The sequence below is a fragment of the Pseudomonas sp. GGS8 genome, assembly GCF_024168645.1.
GTDB lineage: Bacteria > Pseudomonadota > Gammaproteobacteria > Pseudomonadales > Pseudomonadaceae > Aquipseudomonas.
The window spans coordinates 5,620,806-5,637,560 of the sequence record NZ_JALJWF010000001.1; the positions used below are offsets into that span (position 1 = coordinate 5,620,806).

Sequence of the window (16,755 nt, forward strand, 5' to 3'; positions counted from 1 at the left end):
GCTCGCCGATCGGTGACCGACGATACCCGGCCGGGAATATAAAAAAGTGTATTACGGTTCGATGTGACGACGGTTGACCTTGGCCATCGGCAACGGAATCAGCTTGCCCATCGGTTCGCGCCGTACTTGACGCACTGGCCGCAGCCCCACCACGATCTTGCGCGCGACCAATAAATAGAAGCCGCCACCCGACAATTGCCAGTCACCGGCCTTGCGCTCCCAACCGGCCAGACGGGCCTGCCAGGCAGGTGACGCAAGCGGCGGACGATAGCACCCGAAGCGGCGTTTCTCCAGCGCAAAGCCCAGCAGGTTCAGCCAGTCGCTGACCCGCGACGGCGAAATGCAGCGCGCCCTGCGCAAGGCGTCATGGGCGAACACATGACGCAGGCCCCAACTGCTCCAGGGGTTAATCCCGATAATCAGCAGATGCCCGCCGGGGCGCACGCTGCTCGCGGCTTCGCGCAGCAGGCCGTGGGGCGACAAGCAGAAATCCAGCCCATGCTGCAACACCACCACATCGGCAGCATGCTCGCTCAAGGGCCAGGCCTGCTCTTCACAGACGATCTCGACCCCCGGCAACGGCGCACCGAGTCGCACATTTCGCTGCACCTGCGGCGCCGACGGTGGCGTCTGCGCCGAAGGGCCGTAATGCACCAGATAGCCACCGAAGAAGCGCCCCAACTCGTCTTCGAGCATGCGTCGTTCTTCGTCCAGCAAAAATTGCCCGATGGGGCCGGACAGCCAATCACGGGCCGCGCTGATCAATGCCAGCCAGTCAGGATCAGCCTGAGCGAACGCTTTATCGGTCATTGCATTCTCCAACGCGCCAGGAAGCTCTAAGATGCGCCAATGTTTTCCGCTTGGCGAATCCGACGATGATACAGATCAGTGCCCTGCCCGCCTTCACCGACAACTACATCTGGTTGTTACAAGATCACAGCACCCGGCGCTGCGCCGTGGTCGATCCGGGCGATGCCGCGCCAGTACAGGCATGGCTCGCGGCGCACCCGGGTTGGGTGTTAAGCGATATTCTGATCACTCATCACCATCATGACCATGTCGGCGGCGTCGAGCGGCTGAAAAAAGCGACAGACGCGACCGTCTACGGCCCGGCCAGCGAGACCATCCCGGCACGGGACGTGGCCCTCAAGGACAACGACCGTATCAACGTGCTGGGCTGGGACTTCGATGTCATCAAAGTACCGGGCCATACCCTCGGGCACATTGCCTACTATCACCACGGTCATTTATTTTGCGGCGACACCCTGTTCGCCGCCGGTTGCGGACGCTTGTTCGAAGGTACACCCGAGCAAATGCATCACTCGCTGAGCCGCCTCGCGGCGCTTCCCGAAGACACGCTGGTCTACTGCACCCACGAATACACCCTGAGCAATCTGAAGTTTGCCGTGGCGGTCGAACCGGGCAACCCCGACACCCTTGAACGTCTGGCCAAAGTGACCCGTCAACGGGAAGCCGGAATCATGACGCTACCTTCGACCCTGGCGCTGGAAAAACTCACCAATCCGTTTTTGCGTACCGGCGAAACATCCGTTAAAGAAAAAGTGGACGAACGGAATGGAACCGAAAACCGGGCGCCGAGTGCGGTCTTTGCTGCATTGCGAGCTTGGAAAGATACGTTCTAAGCAGCCTGCGCGGTGGTACAAAAATTCTGAATGGTTGACCGCAGAGGGTGTGCTTTCTAGAATCGCCCGACATTTTCGCCCGGAACTTACTTCCAGCCAATGTCGTCACCTATTCGTAAAGCCATCAATTCAGACGCATTGACCCGCTTGGCTCAAGCCATCGCGGTGGCTGTGTCCGCGACTTTGGCGGGCTGTTCAAGCCATGTGCCACAGACTGACGCGACACACACACCGAATATCGCCGCGCGAGCCAAGCAAAAACCGATCTGGCTCAGCGAAAAACCAACACCGCAAGTTCCCCAGGACGTCTGGGAGCGCATGCGCCAGGGCTTCCAGTTGCAGGACAACCTGGGTGTCAACCCGCGCATCGAGCAACAACGCCTGTGGTTCGCCAGTAACCCGTCCTTCCTCGAAAACGCCGGCGAACGCGGCAGCCTCTATATTCACTACATCGTCGAACGCCTTGAAGAGCGCAACATGCCGCTGGAACTGGCGCTGTTGCCGGTGATTGAAAGCGCCTACAACCCGATGGCCTATTCCCGGGCCGATGCGGTGGGTCTTTGGCAATTCATTCCTTCCACCGGGCGTTACTTCAACCTGCGTCAAACCCGTTTCTATGATGGCCGTCGCGATATCACCGCCTCAACCACCGCGGCCATGGATTACCTGACCCGCCTGCACGACATGTTCAACGGTGACTGGCTGCTGGCCCTGGCGGCCTACAACGCCGGCGAAGGCACAGTCAGCCGGGCGATCGAGCGCAATGAGAAGCTCGGTCTTCCAACCGACTACTGGAACCTGCCGCTGCCAGCGGAAACCCAGGCCTACGTGCCGAAGCTGCTGGCCTTGTCGCAAGTGGTTCTGGCGCCTGAAGCCTATGGCGTGAACCTCAAGACGATCGCCAACGAACCGTACTTCCAGGTCGTCGAAATCAACCAGCGCATGGACCTGTCCAAGGTTGCCGCGGTGGCCAATATCGACGAAGACGAGCTGTTCCAGCTCAACCCGGCCTTCAAGCAACGCACCACCATCGACGGCCCCCAGCATCTGCTGGTGCCGACGTCCAAGGCGCAACTGCTGACCGCCAGCCTGTCGACCATGCGTCCTGAGGAGCTGATCAGCCAGCGGCCACTCAAGCCCGTGTTCGAAGGTGCCGACGACAGCGAAATCGCCAGCATCAAGCGCGCTTACCGGGTCAAACGCGGCGAAAATCTCGCCTCCATTGCCAAGGCCAACAAGGTCGACGTCAAGGACCTGCAACGCTGGAACAAGCTGAACGGCAAGAACCTCAAGGTCGGCCAGACCCTGGTGATGCAAGTCGCCACCAAGCGCAGTTCCGGGCGCGTCAACACCGTGGTGGCGGCGAACAGCAAAACCGGCAGCAAGGCAGACAAACATAAGCCGCAAACCCAGTACAAGGTCCAGCAAGGCGACTCGTTGTACATGGTTGCCAAGCGCTTCAATGTCGAAATGCAACACCTCAAGCGCTGGAACCCTCGGGTTGGCCAGGCGCTGAAGCCGGGGCAGATGCTGACGGTTGCTTCGCCACATTAAACAGCACGCCCCGTCGAGGGGCTTTTGTGGGGAGGGAGCTTGCTGTGGCGAGGGGCTTGCTGTGGCGAGGGGGCTTGCCCCCGTTGGGGCGCGAAGCGGCCCCGGCATTTTCTACCGCATCGGCAGGATTTACGACTGCTACGCAGCCGAACGGGGGGCAAGCCCCCTCGCCACAGCAAGCTCCCTCTCCACAGATTCTGCGATCCGCCAGACCATCACCTCACAATTAACAACGCATTAAGCCCCCGTCTTTTTCCTGTCGATACAAGCTGTTACTGTACGGCCCACAAAGCCCAAGCCGCCTGGATCGGATCTCTGACTTGAAGCGTCCCCTCCTCCTGCTCCTGATCAGCCTGGCCTTGAGCTCCCCAGCAAGCGCGACGATCAGCGAAAGCCACGGTTATGCGCAGTTCGGCACGCTCAAGTACCCGGCCAGATTTACCCACTTTGACTGGGTCAACCCGCAAGCGCCCAAGGGCGGTACGTTGCGGGTGATGGCGTTTGGCACCTTCGATACGCTCAATCCTTACACCCTCAAAGGTTCGAGTCCGGTTTCCACGGCGAATTTCCTGCAATACGGCATCAACGAACTCAACGAACCGCTGATGGTCGGCACCGGCCAATACGCGCCGTCCGGCGATGAGCCGACGTCCAGTTATGGCCTGATCGCCCAATCGGTGGAATACAGCGAGGACCGCAGCTGGGTGGTGTTCAACCTGCGCCCCGAAGCGCGTTTCCACGATGGCACGCCAATCACCGCCTACGATGTCGCGTTTTCTTATCGTCTGCTGCTCAAGGAAGGTCATCCGCAATACCGCACCAACCTTCAGGAGGTGTCGCGGGTCGACATCCTCAACCCGCAGCGCATTCGTTTCGTCTTCAAACGCTCCGGTAATCCGTTGCTGATCCTGCGCCTGGGCGAGTTGCCGGTGTTGCCCCAGCATTACTGGAAAGATCGCGACTTCAAGGCCACCACCTTCGAGCCGCCATTGGGCAGCGGGCCGTATCGCATCACCTCGGTAACCCCCGGGCGGCAGATCGTCTTCGAACGGGTCAAGGATTACTGGGGCAAGGATTTGCCGGTCAATCGCGGCAAGTACAACGTCGATCGTATGGAAGTCGAGTTCTACCGTGACAGCGACGTGGCCTTCGAAGCGTTCAAGGCCGGCGAGTTCGACATCTACATCGAGCATCAGGCGAAGAACTGGGACAATGGCTACGACTTCCCGGCCGTGCGCCGTGGCGAGGTGATCAAGGCGCAGATCCCGCACCAGATCCCGACCCAGAGTCAGGGCCTGTTCATGAACACTCGGCGGCCGACCTTCGCCGAGATCAAGGTCCGTGAAGCGCTGGGGCTGATGTTCGATTTCGAGTGGACCAACCGCGCGCTGTTCAGCGGCGCCTACACACGCGCCATGAGTTATTACCCCAACAGCGAGTTCTCTGCCACCGGACTGCCGGTCGGTCGCGAGTGGCTGTTGCTCAAGCCCTATCGCGATCAGTTGCCCGCCAAGCTGCTCACCGAGCCGTTCAGCCTGCCGCAGACCGAAGGCCGCGGCATTCCCCGGGAAACCCTGCGCAAGGCCTTGAGCCTGCTCGCCGAAGCCGGCTGGAAGCTCAATGGCCAGCGGCTACAGAACAGCATCGGCCAACCGTTACGCTTCGAGATCCTGCTGGTCAACCCGAACCTGGAACGGATCCTTCAGCCTTACGTCGAGAACCTCGCCAGCATCGGCATCGACGCACGGCTGCGCACGGTCGATCGCGCCCAGTACAAACAGCGCCTCGATCAATTCGATTTCGACATGATCCTGATGACCCTCAACCAGACCCTCAGTCCGGGCCTGGAGCAATGGCAGTACTTCCACTCCAGCCAGGTCGGGATCAAGGGCAGCAAAAACTACGCAGGCATCGCCGACCCCGTGGTCGACCATTTGCTCGAACAACTGCTCGGCGCCAAGACCCGGGATGAACAAGTCGCCGCTGGCAGGGCGCTGGACCGGGTGCTGCTATGGCAGCACTACATCATTCCCAACTGGTACCTCAATTATCACCGTTTGGCCTACCGCAACCGGTTCGCCTTCGTCACCACGCCGCCCTACACCCTGGGCCTGAGCGCGTGGTGGCTGAAATCTTCGGAGAAAGATCAATGAACCTCGTACGCGCCCTGCTCTTGCAGGCCAGCGGTCTGTTGTTCGCCGGGCTGGCCTGCGCCGCCCCACAACATGCCCTGACCCTGTACAACGAGCCGCCGAAATACCCGGCCGACTTCAAACACTTCGATTACGTAAACCCCGACGCGCCCAAGGGCGGGATCTTTCGTCAGGCCGGGTTCGGTGGCTTCGACAGCCTTAATCCATTCATCAGCAAAGGCGTGCCGGCCGACGACATCGGCATGATCTACGACACCCTGACCAAACAGGGTCTCGATGAGCCGTTCACTCAATATGGCTTGATCGCCGGCAAAATCGAAAAAGCCCCGGACAACACCTGGGTGCGTTTCTACCTGCGCCCCGAAGCACGCTTCCACGATGGCCACCCCGTGCGTGCCGAAGACGTGGTGTTCAGCTTCCAGACCCTGATCAAGGACGGTGCCCCGCTCTACCGCGGCTATTACAGCGACGTGGAAGAAGCGATCGCCGAAAACCCGCTCACCGTGCTGTTCAAGTTCAAGCACAACAATAACCGCGAACTGCCGCTGATTCTCGGCCAGCTGCCGGTACTGCCCAAGCATTGGTGGGCCAGCCGCGACTTCAACAAGGGCAACCTCGAGCTGCCGCTGGGCAGCGGCCCGTACAAAGTCACCGAAGTGAAGGCCGGGCGCTCCGTGCGATATGAACGGGTCAAGGACTATTGGGGCAAGGACCTGCCGGTCAATCGCGGGTTCTACAACTTCGACGTGATGACCACTGACTATTACCGCGACAACACCGTCGCACTGGAGGCGCTCAAGGCCGGTCAGTTCGACTACTGGCTGGAAATGGCCGCGAAAAACTGGGCCAAGGCCTATAACATCCCGGCGGTGACCGAAGGTCGACTGATCAAGGAAGAGATCCCCAACGGCAACCCCACCGGCATGCAAGGCTTCGTGTTCAACCTGCGCCGTCCGGTGTTCCAGGATGTGCGCGTGCGGCAGGCGCTGACCCTGTTGCTGGACTTCGAATGGACCAACAAGCAACTGTTCAACGGCGCCTACGTGCGCACCCGCAGTTACTTCGAAAACTCGGAAATGGCCGCCACCGGTTTGCCGGACGCCGATCAACTGGCGATCCTCGACCCGTTCCGCGGCAAGATTCCCGAGCAAGTATTCAGCGAGGCGTTCCAGAACCCGCTGACCGACGCCAGTGGCATGATCCGCACCCAGCAACGCAAAGCCTATCAACTGCTGCAAGAGGCCGGCTGGCGGATCGTCGACGACAAAATGGTCGACGCCAACGGCAAACCGGTGACCCTCGAATTCCTGCTGGCCCAGACCGAGTTCGAACGGGTACTGCTGCCGTTCAAGCGCAACCTCAGCGATCTGGGCATCGACCTGGTGATCCGTCGAGTCGACGTCTCGCAATACATCAACCGCGTACGCTCCCGGGACTTCGACATGATCGTCGGCAGCTTCCCGCAATCCAACTCGCCGGGTAACGAACAGCGTGAGTTCTGGATGACCGCCGCCGCCGACAAACCCGGCAGTCGCAACTCCATGGGCCTGAAAGACCCGGTGGTGGACCAACTGGTCGAGCAACTGATCAACGCCGATTCGCGCAAAAGCCTGGTGGCCCACGCCCGAGCGCTGGACCGGGTGCTGCAATGGGGCTATTACGTGATCCCCAACTGGCACATCAAGACCTGGCGCGTGGCGTACTGGAACCACATCGGTCACCCGAAGGTTTCGCCCAAGTATGACATCGGCATCAACACCTGGTGGGTCAAGCCCGACGCGACACCTGCGATAGAAGTCGAAACCAAACTGCAAGCTGACCCTGCGGGCACGGAGTAATCAGATGCTGGCGTATATTTTTCGGCGACTGCTGCTGATCATCCCGACCCTGCTCGGCATTCTGCTGATCAACTTTTTGATCATCCAGGCTGCCCCCGGTGGGCCAGTGGAACAGATGATCGCCAAGCTCGAAGGCTTCGAAGGCGCCACCAGCCGCATTGCCGGCGGCGGAGCCGAAGTGTCGGTGGCCGGCTCGGCCTATCGTGGGGCGCAAGGCCTGGACCCGGCGCTGGTCAAGGAAATCGAGCACATGTACGGCTTCGACAAATCGGCGCCGGAACGCTTGTGGATCATGATCAAGAACTACGCCACCCTGGATTTCGGCGACAGCTTCTTCCGCGACGCCAAGGTCATCGACCTGATCAAGGAAAAGATGCCGGTGTCGATCTCCCTCGGGCTGTGGAGCACGCTGATCATGTACCTGGTGTCGATCCCGCTGGGGATCGCCAAGGCGACGCGACACGGTAGCCACTTCGATGTGTGGACCAGTTCGGCGATCATTGTCGGCTACGCGATCCCGGCGTTCCTGTTCGCCATCCTGCTGATTGTGGTGTTCGCCGGCGGCAGCTATTTCGACTGGTTCCCGCTACGGGGCCTGACCTCGAACAACTTTGATGAGCTCAGCATCGGCGGCAAGATCCTCGATTATTTCTGGCACCTGGCACTGCCGGTCACCGCCCTGGTGATCGGCCACTTCGCGACCATGACGCTGCTGACCAAAAACAGCTTCCTCGACGAAATCAACAAGCAATACGTGGTCACCGCCAAAGCCAAGGGCCTGACCCGTCACCGTGTGCTCTACGGCCATGTGTTTCGCAACGCCATGCTGTTGGTGATCGCCGGTTTCCCTTCAGCGCTCATCGGCATCTTCTTCACCGGCTCGTTGCTGGTGGAAGTGATCTTCTCCCTCGACGGCCTCGGCCTGATGAGCTTCGAAGCGGCGATCAACCGTGATTACCCGATCGTCTTCGGCACGCTGTTCATCTTCACTCTGCTGGGGTTGGTGGTGAAGCTGATCGGCGACCTCACGTACACCCTTGTCGATCCGCGCATCGACTTCGAAAGCCGGGAGCATTGAGATGAACCTGTCCCCTCTCAATCGCCGACGTTTCGAACTGTTCAAGGCCAACAAACGTGGCTGGTGGTCGTTGTGGCTGTTTCTGATTCTGTTCGGCGCAAGCCTCGGTGCCGAACTGATCGCCAACGACAAACCGTTGGTGGTGCATTACGACAACGCCTGGTATTTCCCGGCGCTCAAGCGCTATCCGGAAACCGCGTTCGGCGGCGAATTCCCGCTGGAAGCGAACTACAAGAGCCCGTACATCCGCGAATTGCTCAAGGCCAAGGACGCCTGGGTCGTATGGGCGCCGATCCCCTACAGCTACCAGAGCATCAACTACGACCTGAAAGTCCCGGCTCCCGCACCACCGTCCGCCGACAACCTGCTGGGCACCGACGACCAGGGCCGTGATGTGCTGGCCCGGGTGATTTACGGTTTCCGGATTTCGGTGCTGTTCGCTCTGACGCTGACCATCCTCAGCTCGATCATCGGTGTGATCGCCGGCGCCTTGCAGGGTTTCTATGGCGGCTGGGTCGACCTGGCCGGGCAGCGTTTCCTGGAGATCTGGTCCGGGCTGCCGGTGCTGTATCTGTTGATCATCCTCGCCAGTTTCGTGCAGCCGAACTTCTGGTGGCTGCTGGGGATCATGTTGCTGTTCTCGTGGATGAGCCTGGTGGATGTGGTGCGCGCCGAGTTCCTGCGCGGGCGAAATCTGGAATACGTGCGCGCGGCCCGGGCGCTCGGCATGCAGAATGGTGCGATCATGTTCCGCCACATTTTGCCCAACGCCATGGTCTCGACCATGACCTTCATGCCGTTCATCCTGACCGGCGCCATCGGCACGTTGACCGCTCTCGACTTCCTGGGCTTCGGTTTGCCGCCAGGCGCGCCGTCCCTGGGTGAACTGGTGGCGCAGGGCAAATCCAACCTGCAAGCACCGTGGCTCGGCATGAGCGCGTTTGCGGTGCTGGCATTGATGTTGAGTTTGCTGGTGTTCATCGGCGAGTCCGCTCGCGATGCCTTCGACCCGAGGAAGTGAAATGAATCAGGACAATCTGATCGAAGTGCGCGACCTGGCCGTCGAATTTGTCGTTGGCGAGCACGTTCAACGGGTGGTCGAAGGCGTCAGCTTCGACATCAAGCGTGGCGAAACCCTGGCGCTGGTGGGTGAAAGCGGCTCCGGCAAATCGGTGACCGCCCACTCGATCCTGCGGCTGCTGCCCTACCCGCTGGCCCGGCATCCGTCCGGCACCATCACCTATTCCGACCGGAACCTGCTGGAGCTGAAAGAGAAAACCATTCGCCACATCCGCGGCAACCGGATTGCGATGATTTTTCAAGAGCCGATGACCTCGCTCAATCCGCTGCACTCGATCGAGAAGCAGATCAACGAGGTATTGGGCATCCACAAGGGCCTGATCGGCAAAGTCGCGACCAAGCGCACGCTGGAACTGCTGGAGATGGTCGGCATCCCGGAACCCGAGAAGCGCCTCAAGGCCCTGCCCCACGAATTGTCCGGTGGCCAGCGCCAGCGGGTGATGATCGCCATGGCCCTGGCCAACGAACCGGAACTGCTGATCGCCGACGAACCGACCACCGCGCTGGACGTGACCGTTCAGCTGAAAATCCTCGAATTGCTCAAGGAATTACAGGCCCGCCTGGGCATGGCGTTGTTACTGATCAGTCACGATTTGAACCTCGTTCGAAGAATTGCGCATCGCGTATGTGTCATGCAGCGCGGTTGCATCGTCGAACAGGCATCGTGCGAAGAATTGTTCCGCGCGCCGCAGCATCCGTATACCCGGGAACTGCTGGCAGCGGAGCCCAGCGGCAAGCCGGCGACCAATCGGATTGGCCCGCCATTGCTGCAGGTCGAGGACCTGAAAGTCTGGTTCCCGATCAAGAAAGGCTTTCTGAAAAAGACCGTCGACCACATCAAAGCGGTGGACGGCATCAATTTCAGCCTGCCCCAGGGTCAGACCCTGGGGATTGTAGGAGAAAGCGGTTCCGGCAAGTCGACGCTCGGTTTGGCGATTTTGCGGCTGATCGGCAGCAAAGGTACGATCCGTTTTGAAGGCAAGCAGCTAGACTGCCTGACGCAACAACAGGTTCGGCCGCTGCGGCGGGAAATGCAGGTGGTGTTTCAGGACCCCTTCGGCAGCCTGAGCCCACGGATGTGTGTGAGCCAGATCGTCGGCGAAGGCCTGCGGATCCACAAGATGGGCACCGAGGCCGAGCAGGAACAAGCGATTATTGCGGCACTCAAGGAGGTAGGTCTGGACCCGGAAACCCGGCACCGCTACCCCCATGAATTTTCCGGTGGGCAGCGGCAGAGAATCGCCATTGCCCGGGCTTTAGTGCTAAAACCGGCGTTGATTCTGCTGGACGAGCCGACTTCGGCCCTCGACCGCACCGTGCAACGCCAAGTGGTGGAGCTGCTACGTTCACTGCAAACCAAGTACAACCTGACGTATCTGTTTATCAGCCATGACCTGGCTGTCGTCAAAGCGCTCAGCCACCAGCTGATGGTGGTCAAGCATGGCCAAGTGGTCGAACAGGGAGACGCGCAAAGTATCTTTGCCGCCCCCCAACATCCGTATACACAGCAGTTGCTGGAAGCCGCTTTTCTGGCTCCAGCCACTGCGCAATAAACCTGAAAGAGAGGAGCAACACATGGGTTTTCTCGCCGGTAAGCGCGTACTGATCGTCGGTGTCGCCAGCAAGCTGTCCATCGCATCCGGCATCGCTGCCGCCATGCATCGCGAGGGCGCTGAGCTTGCCTTCACTTATCAGAACGACAAACTCAAGGGTCGTGTCGAAGAGTTCGCACAAGGCTGGGGTTCGAGCCCTGAGCTGTGCTTCCCGTGCGACGTGGCCAGCGATGCCGAAATCGCCAAGGTCTTCGAAGAGCTGAGCAAGAAGTGGGACGGCCTGGACTGCATCGTGCACTCCGTCGGCTTCGCTCCGGGCGACCAACTGGACGGCGACTTCACCGAAGCCACCACCCGTGAAGGTTTCCGCATCGCTCACGACATCAGCGCCTACAGCTTCGTAGCCCTGGCCAAGGCTGGTCGCGAAATGATGAAAGGCCGCAATGGCAGCCTGCTGACCCTGTCGTACCTGGGCGCCGAGCGCACCATGCCGAACTACAACGTAATGGGCATGGCCAAGGCTTCCCTGGAAGCTGGCGTACGTTACCTGGCCGGCTCCCTGGGCCCGGACGGTACTCGCGTCAACTGCGTATCGGCCGGCCCGATCCGCACCCTCGCCGCTTCCGGCATCAAGAACTTCCGTAAAATGCTGGCCGTCAACGAAGCGCAAACTCCACTGCGTCGTAACGTCACCATCGAGGAAGTCGGCAACGCCGGCGCCTTCCTGTGCTCGGACCTGGCGTCCGGCATCAGCGGTGAAATCATGTATGTCGACGGTGGTTTCAACACCACCGCCATGGGCAATATCGAAGAGTGATCTTCGGTTAGCCGTTAAAAAACCCGCCTCTTCAGGCGGGTTTTTTTATGCTCGGAATTCAAGGCCAGACCTAATCCCCTGTGGGAGCGGGCTTGCCCGCGATGACGGATTAACTTTCAAAATGGAGGTTGACTGATACACCGCTATCGCGGGCAAGCCCGCTCCCACAGGGGTTAGCGTTTAGCCGTCAATTTGTGTCAAACACCGGGCAAACAACTGCTGGATTGGCTGTGTACGCTGGCTATAACGCTGCAACAGTACGATCTCCCGGTAGAACGTCAACTCGCCCAACGGGATAATCCTGACCTTCGCCCCATGCTCCAGCCACAACCCTGCCTCGGGCAGCAGTGAAACGCCGAGTCCGCACTCAACCATCTTCACGATCGCTTCCAGTTCGTCGAGCTCCAGTGCTACTTGCACATCAATCTGCTGTTCACGCAAAAACCGCGTCACCAAGCGTCCACCAAACGAGTTGCGGTCGTAGCGCACATGCGGGTGGCTCGCGAGGATCTGCAACGGGTCATCGCCTTCAACGTCCATCGGCACGATCAACACAAACGGTTCCCGGCGAATAACCTGTGCCGATAGCTCCTTGGGCAGCTCGAACGGCGGCTTGATCAGGATCGCCAGGTCCACCTCTGCGGTATCGACCTGACTCAGCAGATTCAACGACACACCCGGCACCAGTTTCGGCTCCAGTAACGGCGCCTGCTGCCTCAACCGCAACAATGCCTGAGGCAGCAGCCCGGTCTGGACCGTGGCCACCGCGCCGATTTTCAATTCACCACGAAACTCGCTGATGTCATCACTGACGGCCATGCGGCTGAAGATCTCGAGCATTTCCTGAGCCATAGGCAACGCTCGCTGCCCCGCCACATTGAGGAGCGCCTGACGTCCAGTGCGATCGAACAGACGTATGCCCAACGCCTGCTCCAGATTGCGGATCTGCGCGCTGACCGCCGACTGAGTCAGGCCGATGTGCATGCCCGCCGCAGCGAACGTGCCATGGCGCGTCACGGCAATGAAAGTTTTCAATTCCCGCAGCATACAGCCTCCAATTGATCGAAATAATTTGAGCTCGCTGCAAAAATTATCGTCTTTCAATCAAAAAGCACAGGACTAAACTCAGCCTCAACGCTCAACCCGTCGAGGCACATCCGATGCAACTGTCCCCTTTTCATTTGGCCATCCCGGTTTACGATCTGCCCGCTAGCCGGCGTTTCTATGGCGAGGTGTTCGGCCTGGAAGAAGGTCGTTCCAGCGATCACTGGGTCGATTTCAACTTTTTCGGCCATCAACTGGTGATTCATCTGGCTCCAAAAAACGCTTCCCAGGAAGCCGCCCATACCAACGCCGTGGATGGCCACGACGTACCGGTGCCGCATTTCGGCGTGGTATTGGGGATGGAACAATGGGAGGCGCTGGCCGAACGCTTGAAAGGCCTGGGTACACGCTTCGTGATCGAGCCGGGTATCCGCTTTCAGGGATTGGTGGGCGAACAGGCCACGATGTTTCTCTTCGATCCCTGCGGCAATGCCTTGGAGTTCAAGGCGTTCAAAAATATCGATCAGCTGTTCGCCCGATGATCAGCCAACGGCGCCCTTCAAGAATGACGAGCCTCGAACTGTCGGGCGCGCAACGCCTTATCGGCCAGAGCCAGCAGGTCTTGCGCCGTTTGGGGTAGCTGAACATCAACCTCGATCTGCCCGACACTGAAGCGAATGTCATAGCCACGATGCACCGTGGCATTGCGCTCATCGAGTATTTCTTCGAGCCGCGCCCTGATCGCGGCAATCTCCACCGCGTTGGCGCCGGTCAACAAAGCGGCAAACTCATCGCTGCCCAACCGACCGATCACATCGCTTTCACGGAAAGCGATGCGCAGCACATCGGCGAAGGTTTTCAGGGCGTTGTCGCCCTCGGCACGCCCATACAACCGGTTGATGCGCTTGAAGTCATCAAGATCGAAAAACAGCAGGGTCGCAGGTTGGCCCAACTGCCGACAGGCCTCCAGCGCCAATTGGGCCAGAGCCTCGAAGCCATGACGATTGGACAGCAGCGTCAACTCATCCATGCTCGCCATCTGTACGCCCATCAGTGCTTGCTCGGCCTTGCGCGCCAGGTCACGCAGTACATCGCGATCCTGCACGGCGCTGTCGAGGACGTTCGGCGTGCCAGCGCCGGGTTTGGGCGGTTTGTCTGGGGTTAGCATTACTCACTCCCTTGATGGATATGAACGTTAGAGTCGTTCTTACCCGGTTTGACTCCCTATAAATGTGCCGCTGGTCAACTACCCGCCACCGGACACGGCCCTCCAGCGTCCGCCCAGAGTTTGAACTGGGTGACGAAGATATCGTGGGGCACCGGCACCGGCGCCCGCCCCTCACCCGGATGCCAGCCCCAAAGCACCAGTTTGTCCTCGCTGACATGTTTGATCAGTGCCGCAAAATCACGATCGCCATTGCTGGAACGGTCCTTGATCATCGCGCACAACCTGTCGGGCGGTAGACCGATCCAGGCCATTTTGTGCGCGGCCGGCGGCAGGCTCCAATGCGGCGCTCCGGGCGGTGCGTGAGGCCCATAACTGGCGGGCGGATTGCTTTCGGCATGGCAACTGGCACACGGCAGACCGGCCGCCCCTTTGCCGTCCATCCCGCGAACCACGCTCATCGCATGAGGAATGCCGGCATCGAACTGCAATGGCGAATCGCCGGGGATATGGCAGTTCTGACAACGAGGGCTCTGGAATACCTTCTGCACCGTGTCGAACGCCTTCAACGCCGCTTTATCGTCAGCGAACAGGTCCGAGGCATAGCCAGTCAGCCCGATCAGCACCACCGCGCCAAGAAACACATGTCGTCTCATCTCACACCCCCGACAGTTGCAGCGGCAGTTCCCGCAGGCGCTGCCCGGTCAACGCAAACACCGCGTTCGCCACGGCCGGTGCCACGGGCGGTACACCAACCTCGCCGATGCCGCCGGGTTTGTCGGTGCTGGGGACGATGTGCACTTCGACCACGGGCATTTCGTTCAGGCGCAGCACCTGATAGTCATGAAAATTGGATTGCTGCACCTGGCCGTTCTTGAACGTCAGTTTGCTGTGCAAGGTAAATCCGAGGCCGAAGGTGATGCCTGACTCCATCTGCGCGGCGATGCTCTGCGGGTTGACCGCAATGCCGCAATCCACCGCACACACCACCCGGTGTACGCGAATCGCCAGGTTGTCCTGCGACACCTCCGCCACATGGGCGACGTAGCTGCCGAAAGACTCATGCACCGCCACGCCCAATGCGTGGCCGTCCGGCAACGGGGCTTTCCAGTCGGCTTTCTCCACCGCCAGATTCAGCACCCCCAGATGCCGTGGATGCGCCTTGAGCAAGGTGCGTCGGTATTCCACCGGATCCTTGCCGGCCGCCTCTGCCAGTTCATCGATCAACGATTCCATGACGAATGCAGTGTGGGTATGCCCCACCGACCGCAGCCACAGTACGCTGATGCCGGTTTGCGGTGAATGCAGGTCGACCAGGTGATTGGCCAGTCCCTCGAGATAAGGACTGTCGGCCACACCTTCGACGGAGGTTTTGTCGACGCCATCCTTGACCATGGTCGCCTCGAACGAGGTGCCGGCCATGATCGACTGCCCGACCAGCACATGCTTCCAGGCGACCGGCATGCCGTCGGCGTCCAGCCCGATGCGCGCCTGATGCAGGAAAGCCGAGCGATAGTAACCGCCGCGAATGTCATCCTCTCGCGACCAGACGGTTTTCACCGGTTCGCCCGCCGCTTTGGCGACGTACACCGCCTCACTGACAAAATCCGAAGTCGGGTTGGCCCGACGCCCGAAGCCGCCACCGAGGAACTGGGTGTGGATCTCGACCTGTTCGGGTTTGAGCCCGGTGATCTTCCCCGCGATCATCTGATCCAGGGTCTGGAACTGCGTGCCGGTCCAGATTTCGCATTTTTCCTGGGTGATTTTCACCGTGCAATTGAGCGGTTCCATCGGCGCGTGGGCCAGGTACGGCACGCTGTATTCGGCCTCGATAGTCTTCGCCGCTCTGCCCAACATCACCGTCGCGTCCCCGGCCTGGCTGACCGAGGTGCCGGGGGTGGCGGCGAGTTTACGGAAGCTTTCCAGCAGTTGCTGGCTGTCGAGCCCGGCGTTCGGCCCCGGTTCCCATACGACCTTCAACGCATCGCGCCCCAGCTTCGCCGCCCAATAATGATCGGCAATCACCGCGACCCCCGTGGGCACCTGCACCACTTTGTGCACGCCAGGCACCGCCAGCGCTTCGGCGCCCTCGAAGGATTTGACGCTGCCACCGAACACTGGCGGCCGAGCGACCACCGCAGTCATGAGCCCGTCGAATTGCACGTCCATGCCGAACTTGGCCTGCCCGGTGATTTTCTCCGGGGTGTCGAGACGCTTGGTGGGTTTGCCGATAACCTTCCAGTCCTTGGCCTCCTTGAACTTGATCGAGGCCGGATCCGGCACCCGCAACTTGCCGGCGTCATCCGCCAACTCGCCGTAAGTAGCGCGCTTGTCGCCGGCAATGACCACGCCCGATTCGGTGCGAATCTGCGAAGGCGCCATGTCGAATCGCTTGGCCGCCGCCTCGATCAGCATCAAGCGCGCCACCGCTCCGGCCTGGCGATAGCGATCGAACTCCATCCAGGTCGAGGTCGAACCGCCGGTGATTTGCATCCCGCCAAACGCCGGCAGGCCATACTCGGCGGCCGAGGCTGGGGCGTGTTCGACGCGGATTTTTGACCAGTCGGCGTCGAGTTCTTCGGCGATCAGCATGGTCAGGCCGGTCCAGATGCCCTGGCCCATTTCCGAATGGCCGAGCAGCACAGTGACGCTGTTGTCGTTGCCGATGCGCAAAAAGGCATTGGGCGCGAAGACGTCTCCTTGATTCTCGGCACCGAAGGCAAAGCGATGGCCGCCAGGAATGACAAACGCCACCACCAGACCGCCACCCAACACCGCACCGCCCTTGAGAAAACCGCGCCGCGAGACAGGATTGATGCTGTTCATTGCT

General features: G+C 60.3%; 14 protein-coding genes. 9 read left to right on the forward strand and 5 right to left on the reverse strand.

Features of this window, described 5'->3' with window-relative positions; genetic code table 11:
• Window positions 1-51: 51 nt before the first annotated feature.
• Complete coding sequence (locus J3D54_RS24980; RefSeq protein WP_253424036.1) at window positions 52-810, reverse strand: methyltransferase domain-containing protein; 759 nt, start codon at window positions 808-810, stop codon at window positions 52-54.
• A gap of 65 nt (window positions 811-875) precedes the next feature.
• Here J3D54_RS24980 and gloB point away from each other — a divergent pair, with 65 nt between their 5' ends.
• The 8 genes from gloB (at window position 876) to fabI (ending at window position 11,716) form a co-directional block, all read left to right on the forward strand.
• The gene (gloB, locus tag J3D54_RS24985; RefSeq protein WP_253424039.1) at window positions 876-1,643 is read left to right on the forward strand and encodes a hydroxyacylglutathione hydrolase; all 768 of its coding nucleotides are present in this window, start codon (window positions 876-878) and stop codon (window positions 1,641-1,643) included.
• A gap of 99 nt (window positions 1,644-1,742) precedes the next feature.
• Complete coding sequence (locus J3D54_RS24990; RefSeq protein ID WP_253424042.1) at window positions 1,743-3,197, forward strand: transglycosylase SLT domain-containing protein; 1,455 nt, start codon at window positions 1,743-1,745, stop codon at window positions 3,195-3,197.
• Between the two features lie 320 nt (window positions 3,198-3,517).
• The gene (locus tag J3D54_RS24995) at window positions 3,518-5,350 is read left to right on the forward strand and encodes an extracellular solute-binding protein (RefSeq protein ID WP_253424045.1); all 1,833 of its coding nucleotides are present in this window, start codon (window positions 3,518-3,520) and stop codon (window positions 5,348-5,350) included.
• Window positions 5,347-7,188, forward strand: a complete 1,842-nt coding sequence (locus J3D54_RS25000) for an extracellular solute-binding protein (RefSeq protein WP_253424048.1) — start codon at window positions 5,347-5,349, stop codon at window positions 7,186-7,188. Before J3D54_RS24995 ends, J3D54_RS25000 begins: the two co-directional genes overlap by 4 nt.
• A gap of 4 nt (window positions 7,189-7,192) precedes the next feature.
• Entirely contained in the window at window positions 7,193-8,266 is a 1,074-nt protein-coding gene (locus J3D54_RS25005) for a microcin C ABC transporter permease YejB (protein ID WP_253424050.1), read from the forward strand.
• 1 nt (window position 8,267) lies between these two features.
• Window positions 8,268-9,287: an ABC transporter permease gene (locus J3D54_RS25010; RefSeq protein ID WP_007906755.1), complete on the forward strand. Its 1,020-nt coding sequence runs from the start codon at window positions 8,268-8,270 to the stop codon at window positions 9,285-9,287.
• Window position 9,288: 1 nt separating this feature from the next.
• Window positions 9,289-10,899, forward strand: a complete 1,611-nt coding sequence (locus J3D54_RS25015) for an ABC transporter ATP-binding protein (RefSeq protein WP_253424053.1) — start codon at window positions 9,289-9,291, stop codon at window positions 10,897-10,899.
• A 22-nt stretch (window positions 10,900-10,921) separates the two neighbouring features.
• Entirely contained in the window at window positions 10,922-11,716 is a 795-nt protein-coding gene (fabI, locus tag J3D54_RS25020) for an enoyl-ACP reductase FabI (protein ID WP_253424056.1), read from the forward strand.
• Window positions 11,717-11,896: 180 nt separating this feature from the next.
• On the opposite strand, the gene J3D54_RS25025 is transcribed toward fabI, so the two are convergent.
• Window positions 11,897-12,763, reverse strand: coding sequence for a LysR family transcriptional regulator (locus J3D54_RS25025; protein WP_253424059.1), 867 nt, complete (start codon window positions 12,761-12,763; stop codon window positions 11,897-11,899).
• Window positions 12,764-12,876: 113 nt separating this feature from the next.
• Between J3D54_RS25025 and J3D54_RS25030 the strand changes: the two genes are divergently transcribed.
• Window positions 12,877-13,302, forward strand: coding sequence for a VOC family protein (locus J3D54_RS25030; RefSeq protein WP_253424062.1), 426 nt, complete (start codon window positions 12,877-12,879; stop codon window positions 13,300-13,302).
• A gap of 17 nt (window positions 13,303-13,319) precedes the next feature.
• Here the strand turns inward: J3D54_RS25030 and J3D54_RS25035 are convergent, their stop codons facing one another.
• From J3D54_RS25035 to J3D54_RS25045, 3 genes are all read right to left on the reverse strand, one after another.
• A complete protein-coding gene (locus J3D54_RS25035) occupies window positions 13,320-13,928 on the reverse strand; it encodes a GGDEF domain-containing protein (RefSeq protein ID WP_253424065.1) in 609 nt (202 codons plus the stop codon).
• A 74-nt stretch (window positions 13,929-14,002) separates the two neighbouring features.
• Entirely contained in the window at window positions 14,003-14,581 is a 579-nt protein-coding gene (locus J3D54_RS25040; protein WP_253424068.1) for a hypothetical protein, read from the reverse strand.
• Between the two features lies 1 nt (window position 14,582).
• Window positions 14,583-16,751: a xanthine dehydrogenase family protein molybdopterin-binding subunit gene (locus J3D54_RS25045; protein WP_253424071.1), complete on the reverse strand. Its 2,169-nt coding sequence runs from the start codon at window positions 16,749-16,751 to the stop codon at window positions 14,583-14,585.
• Between the last annotated feature and the right edge of the window lie 4 nt (window positions 16,752-16,755).

Excerpts from the sequence above, each read along its gene's own strand:
- fabI (WP_253424056.1), top strand. The coding sequence starts at position 10,922 with ATGGGTTTTCTCGCCGGTAAGCGCGTACTGATCGTCGGTGTCGCCAGC.
- J3D54_RS24980 (WP_253424036.1), bottom strand. The coding sequence starts at position 810 with ATGACCGATAAAGCGTTCGCTCAGGCTGATCCTGACTGGCTGGCATTG.
- J3D54_RS25005 (WP_253424050.1), top strand. The coding sequence starts at position 7,193 with ATGCTGGCGTATATTTTTCGGCGACTGCTGCTGATCATCCCGACCCTG.
- J3D54_RS25015 (WP_253424053.1), top strand. The coding sequence starts at position 9,289 with ATGAATCAGGACAATCTGATCGAAGTGCGCGACCTGGCCGTCGAATTT.
- J3D54_RS25025 (WP_253424059.1), bottom strand. The coding sequence starts at position 12,763 with ATGCTGCGGGAATTGAAAACTTTCATTGCCGTGACGCGCCATGGCACG.
- J3D54_RS25010 (WP_007906755.1), top strand. The coding sequence starts at position 8,268 with ATGAACCTGTCCCCTCTCAATCGCCGACGTTTCGAACTGTTCAAGGCC.
- J3D54_RS24990 (WP_253424042.1), top strand. The coding sequence starts at position 1,743 with ATGTCGTCACCTATTCGTAAAGCCATCAATTCAGACGCATTGACCCGC.
- J3D54_RS25040 (WP_253424068.1), bottom strand. The coding sequence starts at position 14,581 with ATGAGACGACATGTGTTTCTTGGCGCGGTGGTGCTGATCGGGCTGACT.
- J3D54_RS25000 (WP_253424048.1), top strand. The coding sequence starts at position 5,347 with ATGAACCTCGTACGCGCCCTGCTCTTGCAGGCCAGCGGTCTGTTGTTC.
- J3D54_RS25030 (WP_253424062.1), top strand. The coding sequence starts at position 12,877 with ATGCAACTGTCCCCTTTTCATTTGGCCATCCCGGTTTACGATCTGCCC.
- J3D54_RS25045 (WP_253424071.1), bottom strand. The coding sequence starts at position 16,751 with ATGAACAGCATCAATCCTGTCTCGCGGCGCGGTTTTCTCAAGGGCGGT.
- gloB (WP_253424039.1), top strand. The coding sequence starts at position 876 with ATGATACAGATCAGTGCCCTGCCCGCCTTCACCGACAACTACATCTGG.
- J3D54_RS25035 (WP_253424065.1), bottom strand. The coding sequence starts at position 13,928 with ATGCTAACCCCAGACAAACCGCCCAAACCCGGCGCTGGCACGCCGAAC.